The sequence below is a fragment of the Spirosoma rhododendri genome, from assembly GCF_012849055.1.
Classification (GTDB): Bacteria; Bacteroidota; Bacteroidia; order Cytophagales; family Spirosomataceae; genus Spirosoma; species Spirosoma rhododendri.
The window spans coordinates 3,611,829-3,631,731 of sequence record NZ_CP051677.1 but is presented as its reverse complement, the minus strand read 5'-3'; the positions used below and the strand labels follow the sequence as shown (position 1 = coordinate 3,631,731).

Sequence of the window (19,903 nt, the reverse complement as noted above, 5' to 3'; positions counted from 1 at the left end):
ATGGAAATAGTCGAAACAAAAAAAATAACATTTAAGCAACGACCTTTAGCTGTATCTATAAATTATAGGATACACTCTAAAATAGTTTTAATATTATTAATATTAAAACTCAACTCTAGAGGATCTAAAGCTTCCCCTTTAAAGATACATTTCTTTGTATGGGCATTAAGGAATCCACAAAATCAGTCTAGAGTTAGAGATTTAATCACATCAAGATTCTCAAGTTATATAGAGTTTTGGGGACTAGAACCTGCTCTAACTCGAGCTCTGGAGTACGCCACTTCCGAAGGATTAATAACCATAGAAAAGGCTAGTTATTCCATAGCGGAGAAAGGAGAACAATTTTTGAAATTAATTCAGAATGATCCACAAATTTTACCATCTGAGAAAGCCTTTTTAATTGCTATTGGAAAGGGCATTTCAGATGATAAACTAAAAAAGATAGCCACTTGGGCTCAGAAAGATGCTTAAAATAAAAGCTTTAAGAATTGAAGTTTTCACCGTAGACGGAAAATACGGCAGAGATATAGTATTTGGGGACGGCTTAAATATTATATACGGGAACAATACATCAGGAAAGAGTACATGTGTTCAAGCAATACTCCATGGATTAGGCATGGAGGAGCTTTTGGGGGGCAAGGCACAAAAACTATGCAGTCCGTTTTGAAAGATATTGTAGAAGATGGGGAGAGTTATCATCAAGTTACCGAGAGCTACGTATATCTAGAAATTGAAAATTATCGAACGATAACCACTAAGCGTAGTGTGCAAAGCACTTATAGAGATTATAAACTTGTCGACGTATTCGATGGGGCATATCTAACTGGTTCCGAAGAAGATAGGTCAAGTATGTCTTTGAAGAACTACTATCTATTCGACGCTAATGCAGCACAGGACAAGCAACACGGTTTTCATGCATACTTAGAAAACTTTTTAGGGTGGCATCTTCCTTCTATTAATAATGCACAAGGCAATGAGGCTAAACTATATATTCAGACGGTATTCCCAGCCTTTTTTATAGAACAAAAATCAGGCTGGTCCGACTTTCTAGCTACGATCCCTTACTTTGGCTTAAGGAGTGTCGAAAGTAAAGTAGCAGAATTTTTGTTGAACATGGATATTATTGAGAATGATATAAAAAAACAAGAATTAAAACAAGCAAAGCAGCAATTACAGCATAAATGGGACACTTTAAAGATTAGATTAAAGGAACTCGCCAATAGTGGAAATTGCATTTTAAGAGGCTACCCTGAAAAACCAGAAAAGATAGAAGATTTCAATTTAATTAGATTTACAATTAATCATCAGAATAGAGTTTTATCTATTGACGAATATTTAAAACTTCTCGGAGAAGAATACAATGCATTAGAGAATAAGGCCATCCCGAAAGTGCAAGACAGATCCAATGATTTCGAAAAGAAGTTATTAGAATTAGAGGAAACAATATCCGACGGCAGTATTTTATATGGAAAATTAACACAGGAAACCTCTCAAGATATTGAGAAAGTTCGTTACTTAAAAAGTCAGTTAGAAGATACTAAAAAAGACGTTGAGAGTTATAAAGCCGAAATCAAATTACAAAAACTTGGTAGTACTCTTGATCTTTCAGTATCCTTAGATTCGTGTCCTACGTGTCATCAACACATTAATGGATCTCTATTACCACAGAATATAAATCAGAGAGTAATGACTGCTGACGAAAATTTAGATTTCCTCAAAGCTCAGCAAAAAATGATTGAAATATATATAGACACGGCACAACAAAATATTGATCGTAATACTACTAATATAGCAGTTCTATCCACTACATTACGTAACCAAAGAAGTGAACTAAGAGGAATCAAAAAGACATTAATGTCTGACGATAGATTACCTTCTGAAGCTGATATTGAGAGAAAAATAATATCAAGACAAAGACTAGATTTTTATGTAAAATTTAGCAAAAAGTTTGATAGCTTAAAAGATGAAATAGTTTTTTTAGTTGATGAGTTCACATCTATTCTTAATGATGAAGCTCGTTTACCAAAGGCTATGTTATCGCATCTTGATGCTCGAAAACATAGTGACATGGAAAGTTACTTTAGATTATATTTAAATAAATTTAATTACAGTAGTAAAGATCCTAACTCAATAAAGATTTCATTTGATAAATACCAGCCTTCAGTAGAAGGATTAGCTTTGAGAAAAGAGTTAGACAGTAGAAACAAAAAAAGTTACGATATAAGATACGACAGTTCAGCTAGCGATTTTGTAAGAAGTATATGGGCATATACTTGTACTCTCTTTAAAGTATCTGACTTATATAATGGCAATCACCCTGGATTAATTGTTATGGACGAACCAGAGCAGCACTCAATGTCAGATCAGAGTCTTCGTAACCTGCTTATAGAACTTGCCTCTTTTAAAAATTGTCAGTCCATTGTGGCAGCGTCTTTCCATAACGAAGAGAGCGTTTTTAGAAGCGCAACCAGCGGTTTAAACTGTCATATTATAAAACTCGGTTATAAGGCTATAGTACCTTTTGAACGATGAATAGTTCATCTGCTTATCTTATACTTTGATAGTGGCCTTTCATGCGCTTGACGATTGAGTCAATACGTTCTGCCATAGCATATAGGTCATTATTATCTTTCCTACTAATGTCTTTACATCTCGCTACGTTTCTTTCACGTAGTATCCAAGCCGCTAGTTTGAGAAGTAACACATCGAAAATCACAATTGTAAGCTTTTGATTCCAACACTCTCGTCTATACAAATATAGCAAAATTACATTATATATAATATACTTTTGCTATATTGGTATAGACAATATTAAGTAACTGACTGTCAGTTACTTAATATCAGATTAAGCGTACTATTCATAAATAATGGTGCAATTAGTGTGCATTGACGCTTTCGTTCCGTCTATTTTTTTGAACTTGTTAGCTTACATTAAATATTACGCAATTCGCTTTGATGCAGTTAAACTTTACCGAACCGCCTTTTGAAGAAGGATAGTATTGCATTCTCATTGTAATCTAAGCTGCCTCGCTGTTCTTTTGCCAATAGCAATTGGTATCTGGCTATTGAAGCTTCTTCCTCGTTTTCCTGCTGCTGTTTGTCTTCCTTATCATCATCTGGTAGTGGCACTGGAGCTGTAAGGGTGTCTGACTCTTTACACTTGGTTTGAATATATTTTACCAAATCAATGAAGTGATTCTTCTTGGTTATGTCAATGATTCCAGTTCCGGGATTACCATTCACCTCTGTTACATAAGTCTGGCCCATCTTTTCCCGGATTAGGTCCACTCCAGCAAACTCCAGTCCGACCGCCTTAGCGGCCTTGATGCACATTTCAGTCTCGACACCGCTCAAGTTGATGGAACGTCCATTACCTCCTTTTGATAAATTGGCTCTAAAGTCCCCCTGGCTGGCTGTTCGTTCCATTGCTGATACTACTTCATCACCTATCACAATGGCCCGGATATCGGTCGGCTTGCCACTACTGCTATCATGTGCTTTAACGAAGCGTTGTAGCTTAACCGGAATGTTTGCCCGATGAAAGCTTTCCATTGTCGTGTTAGCTGCCAATGGCGTCTCCAAGATTGATACACCACTACCCTGGGAGCCGGTAAGCTGCTTAGCCACTACGGGTAGCCCACCCGCCTTATCAATGGCGAAGGCGACATGGTTAGCCCGCATAGCAAATACGGTCAGCGGAGTACGTACGTTGGCCGCGCTCAGCACTTGGCTTGTCCACAGCTTGTCGTGTGCCACTAACAGGCCGATAGCGGTTTGCGGACTGTATACAGTCAAGTTTTCATTTAGGTGGCGCAGGATCGACACACACAGCGGTAGTTCAGCACCGATCCGGCTAATCACCGCATCGAACGAAGCTGCAAATAGCCGTACCGGACTTTCCAGCTCCGGTGAGCCATTGAAGATCCGATCATAGCCATTGACCTGCTCGGAGATGAACAGATACAGGTTACGGGGGTCATGAGTCTCATAGGTGTGTCCGGCGTCGGTAATAGCTTGTGTTAGGTATTTCGACGGGGTGCCGGTACTCAGGATTAGTAGTTTCATTGGTTGCTATTGATTGGAAAGTGGAAAGTGCTTACGTGGTGGCTAAGCGGATTGGCTACAGTGGGGAGTGAAGGCCCATTTGTGTTAGCGAACTGCCCACAATATTTGTGGACGGAATCGACCAACAACTCAAAACTCGTTTTCATATATTCGGAAACGGAAAAAGTGGAAAGTCCCAAAACCGGTAAAGGGCGGGGTCGATAAAGAAAAAAATGCCCAAAAACGGGGGGTGTTTTTCTACAAAGTGCTCATTTTCAATAGTTTAACTCAAATTTTGGGTGCAAAAAATTGAGAATGATTTAATTAGTTGATTTTCAATACTTTATGTCATTACGGGGCGCGGGGTCGGTTTGTGCTCATTGAGTCGAGTGGAAAGTCTTAGCCTGGTAAATGGAAAGCAGCACGCTCCAGCCAGAACGCATTGAAATCTTTGTGCTCAGCGTACAACCTGGAGCGGTCAGCGACACACAAACCGTTATTGGAAAGTCGTTCTAGGGTTGCTTTTCCGGCTGTATCATTATCCAGGTAGGCGTTTACCCGTTGGTAGCTTTCCAACAATGGGAAAGCACTTTCCAAATTGGTCGTTGAGTTGAGCACCAGCGTAGGGAAAGTGGGCGTTTGTAGGCCGTAGTACTCCAGGGCGGAAAGGAAATCAAACACCCCTTCAAAGACGTTGATGCTGCCAGCCGTAGGTGCGTCGATCAGCGTGTATCCGGCTGGCCCTATATTGCGCTTAGCCCCTACTCCATTCCGCAATGCGTAGCCGCCTTTCTGGTTGGCAAATCCTAGCGCAAATAGGTTCTTTTCGCCCTGCTGGTAGTAGATCTCCAGGCAGTACCGCCGTGCGGTCGGGTAGCTGATCTTGCGGCTTTCCACATATCTGATCAAGTGCGGATTGGAAAGCAGTTTGATCGAACAAATAGTAGCTTGTGCAGTGGGGGCGTGAACAGGCCCACTAAATGAAAAGCCAGGCTTACTTTCCAAACCAGCGAACCGGCTCAGCTCGTCAACAGCTTGGGTAAAGCTGACGCTGTTGAGCCGCTGCACTAGCCGGATCACATCGTCTCCGGTCTCGCTGGAGCCAAAATCTTTATAGCGATTTATAGCCGGATTGACCCAAAAGGAGGGCGTACTTTCCTGCCGGAACGGGGAGTAGTATACGAGCCGTTGGCCGTGCTGACTGACGGGCTGAAAACCTCTGAATGCTAGGTAGTCGGCAATGGCTACCTGCTTAGCTGATTGTATCGTTTGAGAGCCGATCATATTGACTTTTTCCTTTGTGGGCTTTTTATCGTTTTACCTACATTGGTCTTTTTAGCTTGCTACCTTGCTACCTTCCCGGTAGCAGGTTGGTAGCAAGGTGGTAGCAAGATCATCTTGCTACTATAAAACTGCCTTTGGTGGCTGTAAAAGGCTTTTTTACCATTGGTAGCAAGGTAGCAAGGAGAAAAAGGAAGAAATGATAAATCAATTCTATTACTTGCCTGACTCACAGCGTTTTATCAGATTTCTACCTTTTCTCTGCCACACAGGCTAGTAGTAGGATCTATCTTGCTACTTGCTTGCTACCTGTCTGCTTCTAGCCTGCTACCAGCTCGTTTATAGATTGGTCCGCTTAGTTTCACGTTCCAGATCGGAGCGTTCCCGAACAGCCCATACGTGAACCGGACTAGATCCGCCCAGTTTCTTGTTGAAACGCATGAATTGGAGCTTTCTCAACGCTTCCCCTAGCTGCTTTGCCCGTAGTTTCTGACGGGTGTACATTTCCAAATTAGCCAGGATGGCAGTTGAGGTTAGAAAGGCGGTTGCCCACTCTCTGTTCTCAACTGGTTCATAGTACTCTAGTAGTAGCTCGTACTCCGGGGAATCAACCTGAAAGTTTTCATTATTGGCAAATAATGAGGCTGTTTCGTCAGCAGTAAACCAGTACGTAAAGCCTTCACGAAAGAGTTGGTAAGCTTCAGCCCACACCTGATTGATATCGATGGCCTGCGCGGTCTGAATGTCGATGCTAAACGCTTCAAACGGCAGAAACCGGCGGCTGCCGGTTGGATCAGTTAGAAAGTCGTTTCCATTAACGCTGCCAAGAAATGAAGCAATACGGGGCAGTTCAGAGGATAGGGCATCATAGGGCCGTCGAACGGTTATATTACCCTGAGTAATGAGCGTTTTGACGGTCTCCCCGTCGCGCTTATTGAGACTACGCAATTGGTCGTCAAGGTTGACGATAAACTTCTCCCCTAGCAAAATCAACGTGTCTTTGCTTTCCAGATTGATCTTACCACAAAACAGGTAGCGCAGTAGATCCGGTGGACACAGCATATTGAGCCAAGTGGTCTTAAAGGCTCCTTGTGTTCCCGTCAGTACCAGGCAGGTTTGATTCTGGCAACCTTCAGGATTGAACGCATTAGCAATGCTGGCCACCAGCCAACGGGTCAGGCTCAAACAGAATAGCTCATTACTCTCTGTTTGCACCGTTGCGGCCAACGCTTTGATAGTCGGTGCTCCACTGGATTGGGGTGTAGGTAGTGATTGAAAATAGGCGTGCAGGGGGTTGTATTGGGGCGTAAAATCCGACTTGAGAATAACCTTCATTTTGTCGGGACTCGTAGCAACGCCTGTTTCGTTGTCGATCTGTCGAATGATAGAGTTGAGCGCGTAATCCTCCAAAGCCTCAAAGTTTCCTTTGGCTTTACCACCCCACTCGATCCGTCCGTTGAGCACATTGTAGCGGAACTGAAATCGGAAGGAAAGATATTCCTCAATGACTTTCCGTTTGCTCTGAAAGGCCGGTGCGGGTTGGGGTGTGTCGGCTTTATCACTAGACCTCTTTTTGGAAACTGGTAGTATGTTTTCTTGGGTTAAGTTATTGATTTTCACTATATTTGCGTCCGTTAAAGTAATTTAAAAAGCATCTAATGGAGGTAAGCCCCGTCAGCTCTGACGGGGCTTCTTTGTTGGTCAATTGGTAGGGGTCAGTAAAGCCCGTAGCTGGCGGTTTTGTCTCTGGAGCTGGCGAATCTGCTCCCGTTGGTCGTCCAACTCGATCACCTGAAAACCAAGTAGGATCGTCTGCCGTAGGATACGCTCTTTGAGCTGCTCCGGGTCGTTGGGTAAGCCTTCACACGAGGCCGAGCTGAAAAGATCTCTCATACTTAGCTGGCTTGCTTCTGCTCGTTTTTGAAGATCTCTTTGAAGCGCACGATTACCGGCTCCCGTCGCCGTTTGTAGTAGTGGTTCTCGGTCATGGTCGCATTCGTGTGACCGAGCATCACTGCCATTTCGCTCAGCGTAAAACCAAGCTCTTCGGAATACATGGTGAAGGTTTTACGGGCTAAGTGGGTATGTAGACTTTCCTTGATGCCGACCGTATTGCCAATGATTTTAAGCCACTTGTTCATCTTGGGATTGGACAAGACAGGTACTAGCTTTCCACTCATCCGGCATCCTTCGTGAAAGCGGTATTTGTCGAGTATTTCGCGGGCGTCGGGGAAAAGAGGTACAAAGGCTTGTACGCCCGATTTAGTGCGATTTTTCAGGATGCAAGCCACATCGTTGATATTGGCTAGATCAGCACTACTTAGCTCTGCTACATCACTGTAAGCCAGGCCAGTATAACAGCACAGTAAGAACACATCCCGCACCTGGTTAGCATGGGGTTCTACGAACTCGAATGCCTTGAGCTTGGCCAGATCTTCCATCGACAGCGTAACCGGCGCTTTGACATACTTTCGAATACGAGCATGCCGTAGCGGGTTCCGATCCGCCCACTCGTGAGCTATTGCGTACTCCACCAGGCCCCGGAAAAACTGGAAGATCTTTAAGGCGTAGTTATGGCAGTACTTCTTTTGGGCTTTGAGATAGGTATCAACTAAGTGGAACTGTAGAGCCGGTTTGAGCTGATTAAATCGGGTGTCTTTCCCGTAGCCAGGTGTAAGGGTAAAGAACGTAGTGAGCAGCGTCTTGTACGTCCTGTAGCGTCGAATCGTACCGATGGATACGTCATTGCTACCAAAGCGCTGTTCATGCCATTGCTGATAGAGGCTGATAGCCTCAATAACGGTTGGCTCTTGTTCATCGTGGCCACGCAGCCCGAAAGCAATATCTCGTATCAGGTTAGGTTCTAATGAGCGCCCGGTTATCTCCCGATCTTTGAACACCTCATACACCGCACTCTCCATTTTCCGAAGCCGAACCGTATTGGTAGGGTCATTCAGAATGGTGCGGGTTTTCGTGTCAAAATCCTCACGAGCGGCTTTTATGCCGGTTGATTTGTTGGTAGATCGAACACCGTTGACAGACACTCGAATGTATATAGCATCCGAGTTGCTACGCATGATAAATACAACATTACAGGTGGGCGCTTTGAACTTGTGCCCCCTTTCGGCAGCATCTTGTGCTTTTCGATAAGCAGGTAATTTAAACATAAACCGTTAACTTTGAGGTAATTAAAACGTAAATGGTAAAGCCCTACGGCCTCGATGCGGTAGGGCTTTCTGCTTTTATAGCAAGTCGATTACGGAAATATTCAGGGCAGTTACGACGCGCTTTACTTCGTCGAAGCTTGGTTCCAAACGCCCTTTGAGCAGCAAGCCGAAGCGTTTTGAGTTTATATCTACCTTCTGGTAGAAATCTTTGTCAATCTTGATTTTAAAGCCTGTTCGCTGTTCGTAGAGCTGTATGGCTTTCGCTACTGGAGGGATCGAAACTGCCTTCATAGTCAATATATGATTATTGTAGTCATTAAACGACTCTCAAATATCGACTATTGATTCTTGATTATGCAAGTTCGATTATGATTATTTTACCACTAATGATGAGTATTGCGCTATCTAATAGTGATTATGGACATTGCTAGCAACATCAAAGCTATACGTAAGGCGAGAGGTATCACGCCTACAATGATGGCCAAGGAGCTGGGTATAGAAGCAACTAATTACCCACGACTTGAAAACCGAGGCAATCAATTGACATTCAATAACTTAGAGAGAATATCTAAGGCCTTACGCGTTTCAGTTGTTGAGCTGATTACTTGGGGGGGGATACAAAGCAATGAGAACCCGAAAGAAACTAGTAACGGCGACTTAGGAGAGAAAACTCAAGACCCTACACCGACCGTTCTTATTGCTCAAGAATATATAGAAACTCTGAAGCGTAAGCTTGCTTTAACTTACAGCACTTTTATTGACACTATTAATAATATCGGGGAGAATGCCGGGATAGGCACAGAACACATTGAAGATGAGAATGAAATATATATAATGTTTTACAGAACATTTACTAACAGCGAATTAATGCAGGTCTATGATATTCTTTATGCCAATCACTCAGCGTTATATTATGTTTTCCGAGACTTATTTCAGAGAGATATTATAGATACAACTACTAGAGAAGCAAAGCTCTTTTTAAAGCACTATAATAGGAAACTTGGAGCTATACCGCATTAAAGACGGGTTACGGGGTTACGCGTTAGGTCACTTTATTCAATAAGGGTACATATAAGAAAAGCTATTAGGATCAATACAATACGTTCCTGGGAGTAGCTTAACAGTACAGGGTAAACCCACAAGGGTACAGAACGCTTAATATGGCATTTATAAGGCTGTAAGTCAATGACTTACAATATATCTCCTTTGTGTCTCCGTCTCCACCGATTAAAAGCCTGTAGATCAATGATTTACAGGCTTTTTTGTGGCAAAAATCGACGCCGTGGCAAATCCGTGGCAAAATAAGTTGGACAAAACCGTGAATACCGATTTAGAGCCTGGCAATTACCCCTACAAGCTTCCCTATCTGAGCAGGCCCGCCGACGAGAACCTGACCGGTCAGTGGTGCGTAACCTACTCGGTCTTTTCGTTCGATAAAAACAAGCTGGTCCGAAAGCGGGTGATCGTAACGGGCTACTCGGTCGCCGAGCGGCACCGGGTTGCGACGGATATCATCGCGGAACTGACCAACTACCTGAAAGGGGGAAAAGCCTACGTCGGTACCAAGCCAAAACAAACGGCCCGCCCCCGCCCCGAGCCGCCCGTTCTTAATCTGAACGATGCCGGTTCGATCCCCATAGAGAAGGCTGTCCCTGAATACCTGGCGTACTGTAAGAAAGTACACGCCAGGAACACATTCAAATCCTACCGCACGGCCGTAATGGATCTGCTAGCCTATTTGGAGCGGCACCACCGGCCCCAGGCGACGCTGGCGCAGTTCAGTTCGGCCGGCGCTATCGAGTTTTTGCACGAGTTGATTACGGTGGTGGGCGTCAACAACCGTTCACGCAATAACCGCAAAGGCTACATAGGAACCTTCTTTAATCACTGGATCGGGCTGGACCGCTCCAAGAAGCTGGGCAAAGCGGGGAATCCCTTCGAGGATAAAAGCATCAAGAAGCTGCCGCAGGTCAGCAATAAGCACCAGGCGTATTCCGAACGGCAACAAGCTGAGTACCGGCAGGTATGCGAAGACCTGGGACTGGACTACTTGCTAACTTTCAACCGGTGGCTGTACTATACGCTCATGCGGCCCCACGAGGAGTTGCGGCTCCTGCGGGTGCGCGACGTGCGAACGCACATGATCTACGTGACGGGTGAATCAGCCAAAACCAACGACGGCGGCTTTGTTAACATTCCCCTACCCCTCGAAGAACTGATTCAGCAGCAGCGCATCCGCGAGTATCCAGGTCACTACTATGTGTTCACCACTTCAGGCGAGCCGGGGCCGGTCTGCGTTGGTCCCAAATTCTTCTACCGCCGGCATCAGCAGGTAATTGAAAAGCTCGGTATGGTTGGTTCAGGCCACGATATGTATTCCTGGAAACATACCGGGGCCATTGCACTATGGAATGCTACGAAGGATATAGAACTAATCCGGCAGCAGGCTAGGCACACCGACATCAAGCAAACCATCGAGTATCTACGTGACCTTGGGGTTCGTATGGTCAACGATGACAAGATTCATAGATTTCCTCGGTTCTAGAGTTTTCTATTTTTAGTTATTCCTAATAAAGGAAGTTGTCCACACCTCTCAATTTGCAATAAGGTGTCTCTCATCATATCCATTAATGTTCCAGTGGTAAATGACTGCGGATCTCTGATAGGATAAACTATCTCCCAGTTATCGTAGTCAATTCCTTGAAAAAGACTTGCCTCACCATCATATTGATTTGTCTGATCCCATTTTAATGGAATTTTCGTTTCAAACATTCCATTAAAATTAATAACTGGCTTACCGAATCTTTGATATGTGCGATTGCCGTTTCTACTATAAGGAAATGGTCTCTTTTCAATAATAATATTTTCCGGTATACTAAAATTTTGAAAGACATACCATGATATTGCCAGAGACTTTATTAATATAATAGTTTTATCAAAATGTATCAATGACTTATCCTCTCTGTTTCTGGATACAACCTCAAGCAAATTATTATAATCCCCGAAAATTGTAACCAGAATCTTCAAAATTTTAAGAATGGGCAAATCGTCGCTGGAGACAGAAAATGTGCTTATCTCTGCTCTATAAGGGGCAATAAAATCTTCGCTCCACACTTTTTCATGCCAATGTTCTGTATATCCATACCTATGATCAACAGGAGGAACTAACGTTGTTTGTTCATTCTTAACTTCACTAAAATTTTCATTTAATACAAATTTTTGGGTGAAGGGCGTAAAGAAAAACGTCCTAGAATGCTTTATAATACTACGAATAGAAATTATATCCTTTTCAACAAAATAGGAGAGAACATAACTCAATAAATACTGAGAATATTCGTCTAGGTCTGCACTGAACTCGCTTGAACAGAATTCAGATATAGCTTTCTGGTTATGAAAATAAAATACGTCTGTTGAATAAAATTTCTCAATGTACCCATTAAAATCAACCTCTGTTCCATATTTATATTCGTATATTCTCTGTATGTTCAGCAGACTGCACACAATTATAATTCTATCAAATCCAAATTTATTTTCTTGATCATAATAATTATTATGAACACTAAATATATTAAGAATACGAAATATGTGTTCAGGATCTAGCCTATCGAAATCGTCAATAACTAACACAGTTTTTGTAGAAGTTTCGTTCCTAATTTTTTCTACAGAACCCCTGATCAATTGTGTTAGTATATCATCCTCATAAATAGATCCCTTACGAACAAGGTATTGCTTGCTTACATCACTCAGGCTGTCAATCAAATTTTTATCAGCTTTTCGTATTGTATCTTTCCACTTGTTGTATTTCTCTTTGAAATCTAAAACCTTTGACACGGAATCTATAATTTTTTTTATCTTCTCAGCTTTATCATCCTTTAAAGATTCGTATAAAATATTTAAAATTTCGCTTGCATTTTCCCGAATAAAGAAACTCAAGTATTCGCTTTCTGAAAAGTGTTTAGGAACGTTTATCGGCAGTTTTCCACTTGCTATTAAAGCGGAAGCAACATCTATTTTTATATAGTCAAATATATCTTCATTATACCCTACTGCATATTTGACTGGTGATATAAAGAAAGCAGAATAGCTGTCCTCATTACGGCTAAAGAAATCGTTTAGAAAATATGATTTCCCAAAGCCAAAAGCACCTGAAAAAAGAATATGTTGATTTTCTGGATTATCAATGTGATGCTGAAAGGCTTTAGAAGGATCAGTTACAGAAACTTTCATGATTATTTACTTAGCTGAAGTATTATAAAATCGATTGAAATTCACTAAAACAACTAGTACTGTTTATATAGTCAAACTTCTCCTGATTCGATTATTTTCCTATAACGCTTTACGCTCGACAGACTGACTCCAGTTAAGGCAACAGTCTCGTTTATAGATAATTTCTTCTGGTAAGCCATTTTTACTTTTTGATAGTTTTCTTCATCAACACCAGGCGGGCGTCCCATGTGCTTACCCTGCTCTTTAGCTAGTACTTGGCCAGCTCGCTGCTTTTCCTTGATGAGATTCCGGTTGTACTCAGCCAGTACCGCGAATACTTGCAATACTAGGTTTCCGCTAAGTGTCTTTGTGTCAATACCCAGATCCAGCGAACGAAACTGAATGCCCTGCTTGGCCCAGTCGCTGACTAGTTGCATCATGTGCATCGCATCACGACCCAGCCTATCGAGGTGGGTAACGACGACTGTATCACCCGGCCGCAGCACTGCGCGTAGCTTGCCAAGCTGGGGCCGGTCAATGACGACCCCACTGATCTTTTCCTGAAAGATCTGGTCACATCCCGCTCTGGTCAGCGTGTCAATTTGTACATCGAGGTTCTGATCCGCACTCGATACCCGCGCGTAGCCAAAAAGCATTGAATAGGTTCATTTAGGTAGGTTCATAAAGATAATCAGCAAAAACTTTCTGACCTAACTTTTTGGACCATTCAAACTGGCACTTTCGATAGCGTCTGCCCCCGGTGAGCCGGGGGCATCAGAAAGTATACCTTTTTGAACCGCCTTATCCAGGCCTAACTAATTTTTCGTGACACCTGCGGTGTTGCGCCCCACGCAGACAGTTAGTACCCGTAGCATCTCTACCAATTATATAGGCTGAATATATTTATTTGCCGTTTAGTTACTAAATAAGGCGTACCTTTAATCCACCTTACCAGCAGATGGTTGTATCAGCGGTTTGTAATCCTGCGTCGGCAGACAATTCATCACCGCTGAATATGCCGTTTAAGCCCCCTCTTACCTTTACGCGCGCTTCAGCCCAGGTAAGCTCCCTGTTTATTGTATCGAACCCCGTCGACCAGAGAGATGAGTTGCAGCCAAAACCAGTGGATGACCCACTGTCTCCTAGCCAGTTTAAGAGACCACTACAGCGCTATAAACGGGCTGTTTGGGAGCGGCACTACTGGCTACAACCAGCTCTTAACACCGCCTTTTTCAATACCCCGTTCTCACTTAATCAATCAAATCAAATGCGTACTGACTACCAGAGTTCTGTTGTCGATACCCACCGTGATACCCGGTGGATCATTGATAAGTGGCATATCCAATTTTTATTTTCCGAGCGGATGCTGGTCAGCATCAAGCACCGCTCCAAGGCACTTAACTGGTACGAAGATGCCGATGTAGCGATAGAATACATGGCCCAGCTGGAAATTTGTTTCAACAGTATTCGGGCCTTTCATAAAAGCTTTGGCAGCCTGCCCATCATTGGAGATCGCCTTTTTAACGAAGACACGGGCCTGATCATCAAAGACAGGTGTATCGATGGGGGATTACGAACAGTAACCTTTGTGCTCAGTGAGTAGCCTGTTCAAGATCAGGAGGGCTTCCACAACACCAGGCAATACTGCCGATTGGCAGTTAAAGACCGGCTCTATAAGCTATTGTCTTGTATAACCGTGTGCTTATCTAAATCGAGTGTCCATTTCTTGGGGTCACTTCGCACGAAACAAAGGTTTATGCCTGTTAGTCCGATTACACCGAAAGCCTCCTGTTCACCAGTCAGCTGTACGTTTTCCCGCACGCTGTGTCTGATCGTTAGTTCTTCAGCCCGCTCGGCCAGTTGGCTGAGCCCTGTATTGACCTGCGATTGATAAACCCGGCTCTTTTCCATTGACTTTGGTTCGTTAGCTAGCTACAAGGTAGGGAAAATGAATGGTCGGGCTAAGCTTACGATTATGTATTGGGACGTCGGCAGTGGGACCAATAAGCAATGATTAACTGGAGATCGTGGCGCTGCTCAGTTAACGTTAGCTTTTTCTCCAGCAAGCCCTGGACCTGCAATTCGTAAACCTCTTCAACAGTGACCGGACTGATTGGATTGGTCAGGAAAATAAACGGAATTGCTTTTTTCCTTAGCTTCTCATCGGCCAGCAGAGCCTTCCGTAATTCCAAGCCATTCATGCCCGGCAGGTTGATTTCGCAAAGGATCAGAAAGGGCTGGGAATTACCCACCTTCAAATGGGCCAAGGCTGCGGCAGCCGTAGAAAAACGAAGTAATGGATGAGTCGGCGCAAGATCCCGAAGCATACCACCAATCAACATATCCTCGTCTTCATCATTGTCGACGAAGATAATTGGGTGTATAGACATATACATATCGATCAGTTAATTCACTGAGCCGATAAATATCTGCGAGTGAATTAGGTTAACAACGTTACCTACCTAACAGTTTACTTTTAATAGGCACTGCCCCCGCCATTACTTAATGGATGCAGCTGCCAGGCAACCATTTTGTTGGTTAGGCAGGTAGGTAAACGGTGAATGTTGCACCTTGCCCCGGTTCACTGCGGGCGACGATACAACCGCCATGATTTTCGACTACGCGCTGGCAGATTGCCAGGCCTACGCCCGTTCCGGCATACTGCTGTTTCCCATGCAGGCGTTGAAAAACCTGGAAAATACGATCCGTGTATTTCTGCTCGAAACCGATACCCTGATCGGTTACGTCGAGCTGCCAAAACTGGTTAACCGGACTGTTTGGGCGCAACTGAACCGGCAGTGCACTACGTTCGCAACGGCAAGCCGTCACGGTGATCACCGGCCGCTGGTCGGGCCGGGTAAATTTCAGGGCGTTGGTCAACAGGTTCTGCAGGAGCTGGCTCAGTTGCGACTCGTCGCCATTAATCACGGGCAGATCGCCGATAGCCACCTGAGCATCGCGTTCGTCAATCAAAAGCTCCAGTGTCGTCAATACAGCCTTCATGATGTCGCTGAGTGATACCAACCCAAAGGCTTGCTGACGCGTTGAAATGCGGGAAAAGACGAGCAAATCTTTAATTAATTGCGACATCCGGGACCCTGCCGAACGCATCCGTTCCAGCAGGTCACGCCCGTCCTCGCCCAGGTTGGCGCCGAAACGCTCTTCCAGCAACGTACTGAAGGATTGAATCTTACGCAGTGGCTCCTGCAAATCGTGACTGGCAATGTAGGCAAACTGTAGTAGGTTCTCATTGGATCGGCTCAGGTCCTGATTAGCGTGGAGCAGCTCCTGGGTGCGTTCAGTTACGCGCTGGTCCAGTTCGGCAGCCAGCAGCCGGTAACGACTTTCGCTCGCTTCGATCGCCTGGTGGGCCAGTACCTGCTCGGTAACGTCAATGGCCATGTCCATGATACCGTACACCACACCGGTCGAATCAACCAGGGGCTTGTATACGAAGTCGAAGTAGTAGGTACCCAGCACACCGTCGACTTCCAGTTCCGCCCGGGCGTTGCGGGACGAGTAAGGCTGCCCCGTTCTGAATACCTCATCCAGTATAGCCAGAAAGGGCTGCCCCTTCAGTTCCGGTACCGCGTCGACGAGGGCTTTGCCTAGTACGGACTCATCTTTACCCCATACAGCAATCATGGGCCGATTGGCCACTTCGATCTGCATCGTAGGTCCGGTAAACAGGCAGGTAGCCACGGGGGCTTCTTCCACCAGGGCCCGAAACCGCTGTTCACTGCGTTGCAGGGCCTGCCGAACCTGAATAGCAGGCGTTACATCGAACGCCGTACTCATAACCCCATATACCTGGTTATCGTCATCCCGCAGGGGGGTAAAGCTGTAATCGAAATACATCGATTGCCACTGCCCGTCCACCAGCAGATCGATGCGCTGACCCCGCTGGTAAACGGGTTGCCCGGTGGCATAGACCCCCAGTAACTGGGCGATGATAGCCGGATTTAGTTCAGGCAGGACCTCCGCGTACGGTCTGCCAATTACGTCGGATCCCTTACCCCAGATAGCGATCAGGGCAGAATTGGCCAGCTGAATCGTTAGGTAGGGACCTACGTACACGCCGATCGGAAAGGGCGCACTGTCGACCAGACTACGCAGCTGACTTTCTTTCTGCTCGATAACCCGCCGGGATCGTACCTGGCTGGTTACGTCCGTAGCGACAACCAGTACACCCACAATCGTACCGGCTTCCCGCCGGGGCTGGTAGTTAAAATCAACGTAGATCGTTTCGAGCTGACCCTGCCGAATCAAATCGACGGCGACTTCGCTGGCCGCGAACGGGGTGCCGCTGGCCAGCACCTGCCGGAGTAGGTCATCGAAACCCTGGCCCTTCAGTTCAGGCAAGGCCTCCAGCAGCGGCTTACCTACCAGCTGGTCGGGCTCCCGGCCCACCAGCCGCCCATATAAGGCGTTAGCCATTTGAAACCTTAGTTCATGCCGATCGATAAGGGCAATACCAACCGGCGATTCGGCAAACGAATGCAGGATCTGCTGCTGGGCGGAGGCTGTCCTTTGCTCGGCCAGTATCCGTTCGGTTATGTCCTGTGCGGTGCCGGCGAACCGGATTGGCTGGCCCTGCGGATCAAAATAAGCCTGCCCCCGGCAGTGCAGCCAGCGCAGCGGCTTCTTGCCAGCACCGGCCGTGCGAAACTCAATGTCGTAGGCCCCGCCGGAGGCCGGCTGAATGGCGCGCTGCACCGCCTGATCGACACGCGCCCGGTCATCGGGGTGTATGTACGATAGTACATCCTGATAAGGCACCACGTATTCCCGCTCGACGCCGTAGAGCTGCTTACAACGGTCGTCCCACCAGACACGCTGGTTGGCAATATCCAGGTCCCAGGTCCCTACCCCGGCCGCTGCCAGGGCAAAGGTCAGTCGTCTATTTTCAGCTTCAAACGTAGACTCGGGCGAGTTAGTCAGATCAGCCATTACGGTAGGTACGGTCGTAGAAAGAAAACCAAATATACAACAACAGACCACACCGACCGATAAGGCACGACAACCGGGCCAACCCGGCGTAGAAAATAAATAGCAGGCAGTCGATTATATAAAAAAAGCGCCCCCTGATGTCCCTGATTCCCCTGAAAACAAAAACAGCCCGGCGGTTGCCAGGCTTCGGTTTCACTCGTTATCCTGCGGCTGGCTGGTAGTAGCCAGAAACATATCCTCGAGTTTGTGCAGGTCGGCGTACAGATTAGCCATGTCGACGGGTGAGTGTACCTGCGGGTCGATGACGGAGGTGGTCAGTACGCGGATGGTCTGGCGGATCAGGGCCGCTCCGCCTGCGCCGATGGGCGAGCCGGGGGGCATGTCGAGTTGGTTTAGAAGCGTCAGGAAGGGTTCGACATCGACACGCAGGTTGGTTTGGGGCTCAGAAACCCGGGTGGGATCGGTTGTACGCATACGCGGAGCACTGCTAGTGAATTAAAACGTATTAATGTTTGTACAGCAATAATATTCAATATGTTTTAGTTTTTATATATCGTTTACTTGAAATAGCCAAATGAAACGAACCCAGCCAGTTGACCGGGTTCGTTGCTACTGGGGGCGGTTTTTGATTACGTAGTCAGCTGCTGGCGGAGTTTGCTTAGTTTCTCCTCCGTATAGGTAATGCCCTTGCTGAGCAGATCGGCCTTGCTTTTCATAATGATGAGCTTCTGCTCCAGGCGGGCAATCTGCCCTTCAACCTGCGCTCTGGTGGTGTTTTTAGCCATGATACCGGTGGATTATTGGGTGACAAACATGGCGTTGAACATATCGCGCAGGTCATAAAGCTGCGTCATGGTCTGGTTGTAATCGACGGCCTGATCGGCTTCCATCGCCGGCACCCGCGTACCTAGCATCCGGATGGCATTTTCGACCAGTTCGGCTAGTACTTGGGGCGTATCGCGCTGAGCCTGCGCCTGATCGGAGAGTTCGAACATGGCCCGCAGCATGGGCTCGATGTTGACATGCTTGCCCGAAGTCGGGTGCTGGAACATGATGGGCGCGTTGCCCTTAAAGTAATTAGTCATAAATTTGATACGCTCAATGAGTGGTTAAACTTCGGTTTGACTTCTGGCCCGGCTGTTCGAGCAGCCGGGCTTTTTTTATTACTTACTCCTAAGAGTAAGTAATATGCCTTCCGCCAAGGGGAGTTTTAACCCTAAGGTTAAAACTCCCCTCTTTTTTTCAATTTACTCCTGCTTGACTGGCGGCTTAGAAAACATATCCAGTTGAACCATCACCTTTCTGTCAAAGGCTTTTAGCTTCGTATTGCTTGACTTGATTCGGCCTTGTTGTTCCTGCCAGCGACGGAATACATCGCTCTCCAACAATTCAGCTTCCGTTCGTTTGGCCTCTTCTACATCGAAATTGCGTTCGTTCAGAATCTGCTTTCGCTCGGCCAGTAGCTCAATTGGTAGAGGATGCTGACCTTGGATAATTTGATCGATGGTCAGGTACACCCATAATTCAAAGCGTGGGTCAAGCCAGGCAGCAAATTTTAGCGCAAGAATTCGGTGCATCCATGTGCCAGAGCGTCGTCGTGACGTGTATAAATCATCTTGGTTATTGATACCTAAAAAACGGGAATGCCCGTTTTTTTCGCCGTCTGAATTATGGGAATTCCCATAATTCAGACACTCGTTGATGAATGCTTTAGTCTGATCCAAGCGAAAAAAATCGGCCGTTAGCTTGCCGAAAATTTTTGCCACCTCGGTTGCATTAACCATCAGTTTTGGATCACTAGTGTCGAACTCGACCTCCTGTCCTTCGTAAGAGAACTTGATTATTTGACTATTCATAACTATAGATTGTTGTAATTGTCACAAATCACAACAATCTATAGTTAGCAACAAAATGTTTTATTAACTATTTTTTACTACAACTCATAGTAATAGATTAGCGCCATGAAAAAGCTGACAATTGCAATCACGGATAAGGCTCACGATAAACTGCTGGAATTACAGCTTATCAGAAAGAAGAACAAGGCAGAGAGGACCAGTCTAGCCGATATTGCAGGAGATGAGTTGAGTCGAATACTTGAAGCAACGATAGATAAGAAATAAGAAAGCCTGGTCTAATGGCCGGGCCTTGTGTACCGGCAACACCCTTGACGAAGCTTATCTACTGCTGTGACTTCATTCGCGTCACTCCTAAACAACCAGCCGTGTCTCTACTGCATACTATATACGCGCGGCTGG

At 45.6% G+C, this 19,903-nt stretch carries 22 protein-coding genes; 7 read left to right on the top strand and 15 right to left on the bottom strand.

Annotated elements, in window-relative coordinates; translation table 11 throughout:
- Genes HH216_RS15080 through HH216_RS15070 form a run of 3 tightly spaced genes read left to right on the top strand, consistent with a single transcriptional unit; the run spans position 1 to position 2,532 of the window.
- The gene (locus tag HH216_RS15080) at positions 1–471 is read left to right on the top strand and encodes a hypothetical protein (protein ID WP_169551556.1); all 471 of its coding nucleotides are present in this window, start codon (positions 1–3) and stop codon (positions 469–471) included.
- On the top strand, positions 464–667 hold the full coding sequence (locus tag HH216_RS26895; protein ID WP_169551555.1) for an AAA family ATPase: 204 nt from the start codon (positions 464–466) through the stop codon (positions 665–667). Before HH216_RS15080 ends, HH216_RS26895 begins: the two co-directional genes overlap by 8 nt.
- A complete protein-coding gene (locus tag HH216_RS15070) occupies positions 586–2,532 on the top strand; it encodes a hypothetical protein (protein WP_169548917.1) in 1,947 nt (648 codons plus the stop codon). Before HH216_RS26895 ends, HH216_RS15070 begins: the two co-directional genes overlap by 82 nt.
- Before the next feature lie 429 nt (positions 2,533–2,961).
- On the opposite strand, the gene HH216_RS15065 is transcribed toward HH216_RS15070, so the two are convergent.
- The 6 genes from HH216_RS15065 to HH216_RS15040 form a co-directional block, all read right to left on the bottom strand.
- On the bottom strand, positions 2,962–4,065 hold the full coding sequence (locus HH216_RS15065) for an ATP-grasp domain-containing protein (RefSeq protein ID WP_169551554.1): 1,104 nt from the start codon (positions 4,063–4,065) through the stop codon (positions 2,962–2,964).
- Between the two features lie 378 nt (positions 4,066–4,443).
- Positions 4,444–5,328, bottom strand: coding sequence for a CHC2 zinc finger domain-containing protein (locus HH216_RS15060; protein WP_169551553.1), 885 nt, complete (start codon positions 5,326–5,328; stop codon positions 4,444–4,446).
- A gap of 336 nt (positions 5,329–5,664) precedes the next feature.
- A complete protein-coding gene (locus tag HH216_RS15055; RefSeq protein WP_169551552.1) occupies positions 5,665–6,945 on the bottom strand; it encodes a VapE domain-containing protein in 1,281 nt (426 codons plus the stop codon).
- An 81-nt stretch (positions 6,946–7,026) separates the two neighbouring features.
- The gene (locus HH216_RS15050) at positions 7,027–7,218 is read right to left on the bottom strand and encodes a hypothetical protein (protein WP_169551551.1); all 192 of its coding nucleotides are present in this window, start codon (positions 7,216–7,218) and stop codon (positions 7,027–7,029) included.
- A gap of 2 nt (positions 7,219–7,220) precedes the next feature.
- Complete coding sequence (locus HH216_RS15045) at positions 7,221–8,492, bottom strand: site-specific integrase (protein WP_169551550.1); 1,272 nt, start codon at positions 8,490–8,492, stop codon at positions 7,221–7,223.
- Positions 8,493–8,567: 75 nt separating this feature from the next.
- Positions 8,568–8,783: a hypothetical protein gene (locus HH216_RS15040; protein WP_169551549.1), complete on the bottom strand. Its 216-nt coding sequence runs from the start codon at positions 8,781–8,783 to the stop codon at positions 8,568–8,570.
- Positions 8,784–8,909: 126 nt separating this feature from the next.
- Here HH216_RS15040 and HH216_RS15035 point away from each other — a divergent pair, with 126 nt between their 5' ends.
- Both HH216_RS15035 and HH216_RS15030 read left to right on the top strand, forming a co-directional pair.
- Complete coding sequence (locus HH216_RS15035) at positions 8,910–9,512, top strand: helix-turn-helix domain-containing protein (protein ID WP_169551548.1); 603 nt, start codon at positions 8,910–8,912, stop codon at positions 9,510–9,512.
- 298 nt (positions 9,513–9,810) lie between these two features.
- Complete coding sequence (locus HH216_RS15030; protein ID WP_169551547.1) at positions 9,811–11,037, top strand: tyrosine-type recombinase/integrase; 1,227 nt, start codon at positions 9,811–9,813, stop codon at positions 11,035–11,037.
- Here HH216_RS15030 and HH216_RS15025 read toward each other — a convergent pair.
- Together HH216_RS15025 and HH216_RS15020 are read right to left on the bottom strand one after the other, a co-directional pair.
- Positions 11,034–12,719, bottom strand: coding sequence for a P-loop NTPase fold protein (locus HH216_RS15025; RefSeq protein ID WP_169551546.1), 1,686 nt, complete (start codon positions 12,717–12,719; stop codon positions 11,034–11,036). The genes HH216_RS15030 and HH216_RS15025 overlap by 4 nt on opposite strands.
- Before the next feature lie 71 nt (positions 12,720–12,790).
- Positions 12,791–13,354 carry a recombinase family protein gene (locus HH216_RS15020; protein ID WP_169551545.1) on the bottom strand — a complete coding sequence of 188 codons (564 nt, stop codon included), beginning with the start codon at positions 13,352–13,354 and terminating at the stop codon, positions 12,791–12,793.
- A gap of 302 nt (positions 13,355–13,656) precedes the next feature.
- On the opposite strand from HH216_RS15020, the gene HH216_RS15015 reads away from it, so the two are divergent.
- The gene (locus HH216_RS15015; RefSeq protein WP_169551544.1) at positions 13,657–14,301 is read left to right on the top strand and encodes a hypothetical protein; all 645 of its coding nucleotides are present in this window, start codon (positions 13,657–13,659) and stop codon (positions 14,299–14,301) included.
- Positions 14,302–14,369: 68 nt separating this feature from the next.
- Here the strand turns inward: HH216_RS15015 and HH216_RS15010 are convergent, their stop codons facing one another.
- The 7 genes from HH216_RS15010 to HH216_RS14980 all read right to left on the bottom strand — a co-directional run bounded on the left by HH216_RS15010 (position 14,370) and on the right by HH216_RS14980 (position 19,504).
- Complete coding sequence (locus HH216_RS15010; RefSeq protein WP_169551543.1) at positions 14,370–14,609, bottom strand: hypothetical protein; 240 nt, start codon at positions 14,607–14,609, stop codon at positions 14,370–14,372.
- A gap of 62 nt (positions 14,610–14,671) precedes the next feature.
- Positions 14,672–15,088, bottom strand: coding sequence for a response regulator (locus tag HH216_RS15005; protein ID WP_169551542.1), 417 nt, complete (start codon positions 15,086–15,088; stop codon positions 14,672–14,674).
- A 148-nt stretch (positions 15,089–15,236) separates the two neighbouring features.
- A complete protein-coding gene (locus tag HH216_RS15000; protein WP_169551541.1) occupies positions 15,237–17,648 on the bottom strand; it encodes a PAS domain-containing sensor histidine kinase in 2,412 nt (803 codons plus the stop codon).
- Positions 17,649–17,840: 192 nt separating this feature from the next.
- A complete protein-coding gene (locus tag HH216_RS14995; RefSeq protein WP_169551540.1) occupies positions 17,841–18,122 on the bottom strand; it encodes a hypothetical protein in 282 nt (93 codons plus the stop codon).
- 155 nt (positions 18,123–18,277) lie between these two features.
- The gene (locus tag HH216_RS14990) at positions 18,278–18,433 is read right to left on the bottom strand and encodes a hypothetical protein (RefSeq protein WP_169551539.1); all 156 of its coding nucleotides are present in this window, start codon (positions 18,431–18,433) and stop codon (positions 18,278–18,280) included.
- 12 nt (positions 18,434–18,445) lie between these two features.
- A complete protein-coding gene (locus HH216_RS14985) occupies positions 18,446–18,733 on the bottom strand; it encodes a hypothetical protein (RefSeq protein WP_169551538.1) in 288 nt (95 codons plus the stop codon).
- A 162-nt stretch (positions 18,734–18,895) separates the two neighbouring features.
- The gene (locus HH216_RS14980) at positions 18,896–19,504 is read right to left on the bottom strand and encodes a KilA-N domain-containing protein (protein ID WP_169551537.1); all 609 of its coding nucleotides are present in this window, start codon (positions 19,502–19,504) and stop codon (positions 18,896–18,898) included.
- 105 nt (positions 19,505–19,609) lie between these two features.
- On the opposite strand from HH216_RS14980, the gene HH216_RS14975 reads away from it, so the two are divergent.
- Positions 19,610–19,768, top strand: coding sequence for a hypothetical protein (locus HH216_RS14975; RefSeq protein WP_169551536.1), 159 nt, complete (start codon positions 19,610–19,612; stop codon positions 19,766–19,768).
- Positions 19,769–19,903: the final 135 nt, after the last annotated feature.

Bases quoted from the DNA above. Each gene is read 5' to 3' on its own strand.
- HH216_RS26895 (WP_169551555.1), top strand. From the start codon at position 464: ATGCTTAAAATAAAAGCTTTAAGAATTGAAGTTTTCACCGTAGACGGA.
- HH216_RS15065 (WP_169551554.1), bottom strand. From the start codon at position 4,065: ATGAAACTACTAATCCTGAGTACCGGCACCCCGTCGAAATACCTAACA.
- HH216_RS14995 (WP_169551540.1), bottom strand. From the start codon at position 18,122: ATGCGTACAACCGATCCCACCCGGGTTTCTGAGCCCCAAACCAACCTG.
- HH216_RS15020 (WP_169551545.1), bottom strand. From the start codon at position 13,354: ATGCTTTTTGGCTACGCGCGGGTATCGAGTGCGGATCAGAACCTCGAT.
- HH216_RS15005 (WP_169551542.1), bottom strand. From the start codon at position 15,088: ATGTCTATACACCCAATTATCTTCGTCGACAATGATGAAGACGAGGAT.
- HH216_RS15010 (WP_169551543.1), bottom strand. From the start codon at position 14,609: ATGGAAAAGAGCCGGGTTTATCAATCGCAGGTCAATACAGGGCTCAGC.
- HH216_RS14985 (WP_169551538.1), bottom strand. From the start codon at position 18,733: ATGACTAATTACTTTAAGGGCAACGCGCCCATCATGTTCCAGCACCCG.
- HH216_RS15000 (WP_169551541.1), bottom strand. From the start codon at position 17,648: ATGGCTGATCTGACTAACTCGCCCGAGTCTACGTTTGAAGCTGAAAAT.
- HH216_RS14990 (WP_169551539.1), bottom strand. From the start codon at position 18,433: ATGGCTAAAAACACCACCAGAGCGCAGGTTGAAGGGCAGATTGCCCGC.
- HH216_RS15070 (WP_169548917.1), top strand. From the start codon at position 586: ATGTGTTCAAGCAATACTCCATGGATTAGGCATGGAGGAGCTTTTGGG.
- HH216_RS14975 (WP_169551536.1), top strand. From the start codon at position 19,610: ATGAAAAAGCTGACAATTGCAATCACGGATAAGGCTCACGATAAACTG.
- HH216_RS15045 (WP_169551550.1), bottom strand. From the start codon at position 8,492: ATGTTTAAATTACCTGCTTATCGAAAAGCACAAGATGCTGCCGAAAGG.
- HH216_RS14980 (WP_169551537.1), bottom strand. From the start codon at position 19,504: ATGAATAGTCAAATAATCAAGTTCTCTTACGAAGGACAGGAGGTCGAG.
- HH216_RS15025 (WP_169551546.1), bottom strand. From the start codon at position 12,719: ATGAAAGTTTCTGTAACTGATCCTTCTAAAGCCTTTCAGCATCACATT.
- HH216_RS15035 (WP_169551548.1), top strand. From the start codon at position 8,910: ATGGACATTGCTAGCAACATCAAAGCTATACGTAAGGCGAGAGGTATC.
- HH216_RS15080 (WP_169551556.1), top strand. From the start codon at position 1: ATGGAAATAGTCGAAACAAAAAAAATAACATTTAAGCAACGACCTTTA.
- HH216_RS15050 (WP_169551551.1), bottom strand. From the start codon at position 7,218: ATGAGAGATCTTTTCAGCTCGGCCTCGTGTGAAGGCTTACCCAACGAC.
- HH216_RS15060 (WP_169551553.1), bottom strand. From the start codon at position 5,328: ATGATCGGCTCTCAAACGATACAATCAGCTAAGCAGGTAGCCATTGCC.
- HH216_RS15015 (WP_169551544.1), top strand. From the start codon at position 13,657: ATGGTTGTATCAGCGGTTTGTAATCCTGCGTCGGCAGACAATTCATCA.
- HH216_RS15040 (WP_169551549.1), bottom strand. From the start codon at position 8,783: ATGAAGGCAGTTTCGATCCCTCCAGTAGCGAAAGCCATACAGCTCTAC.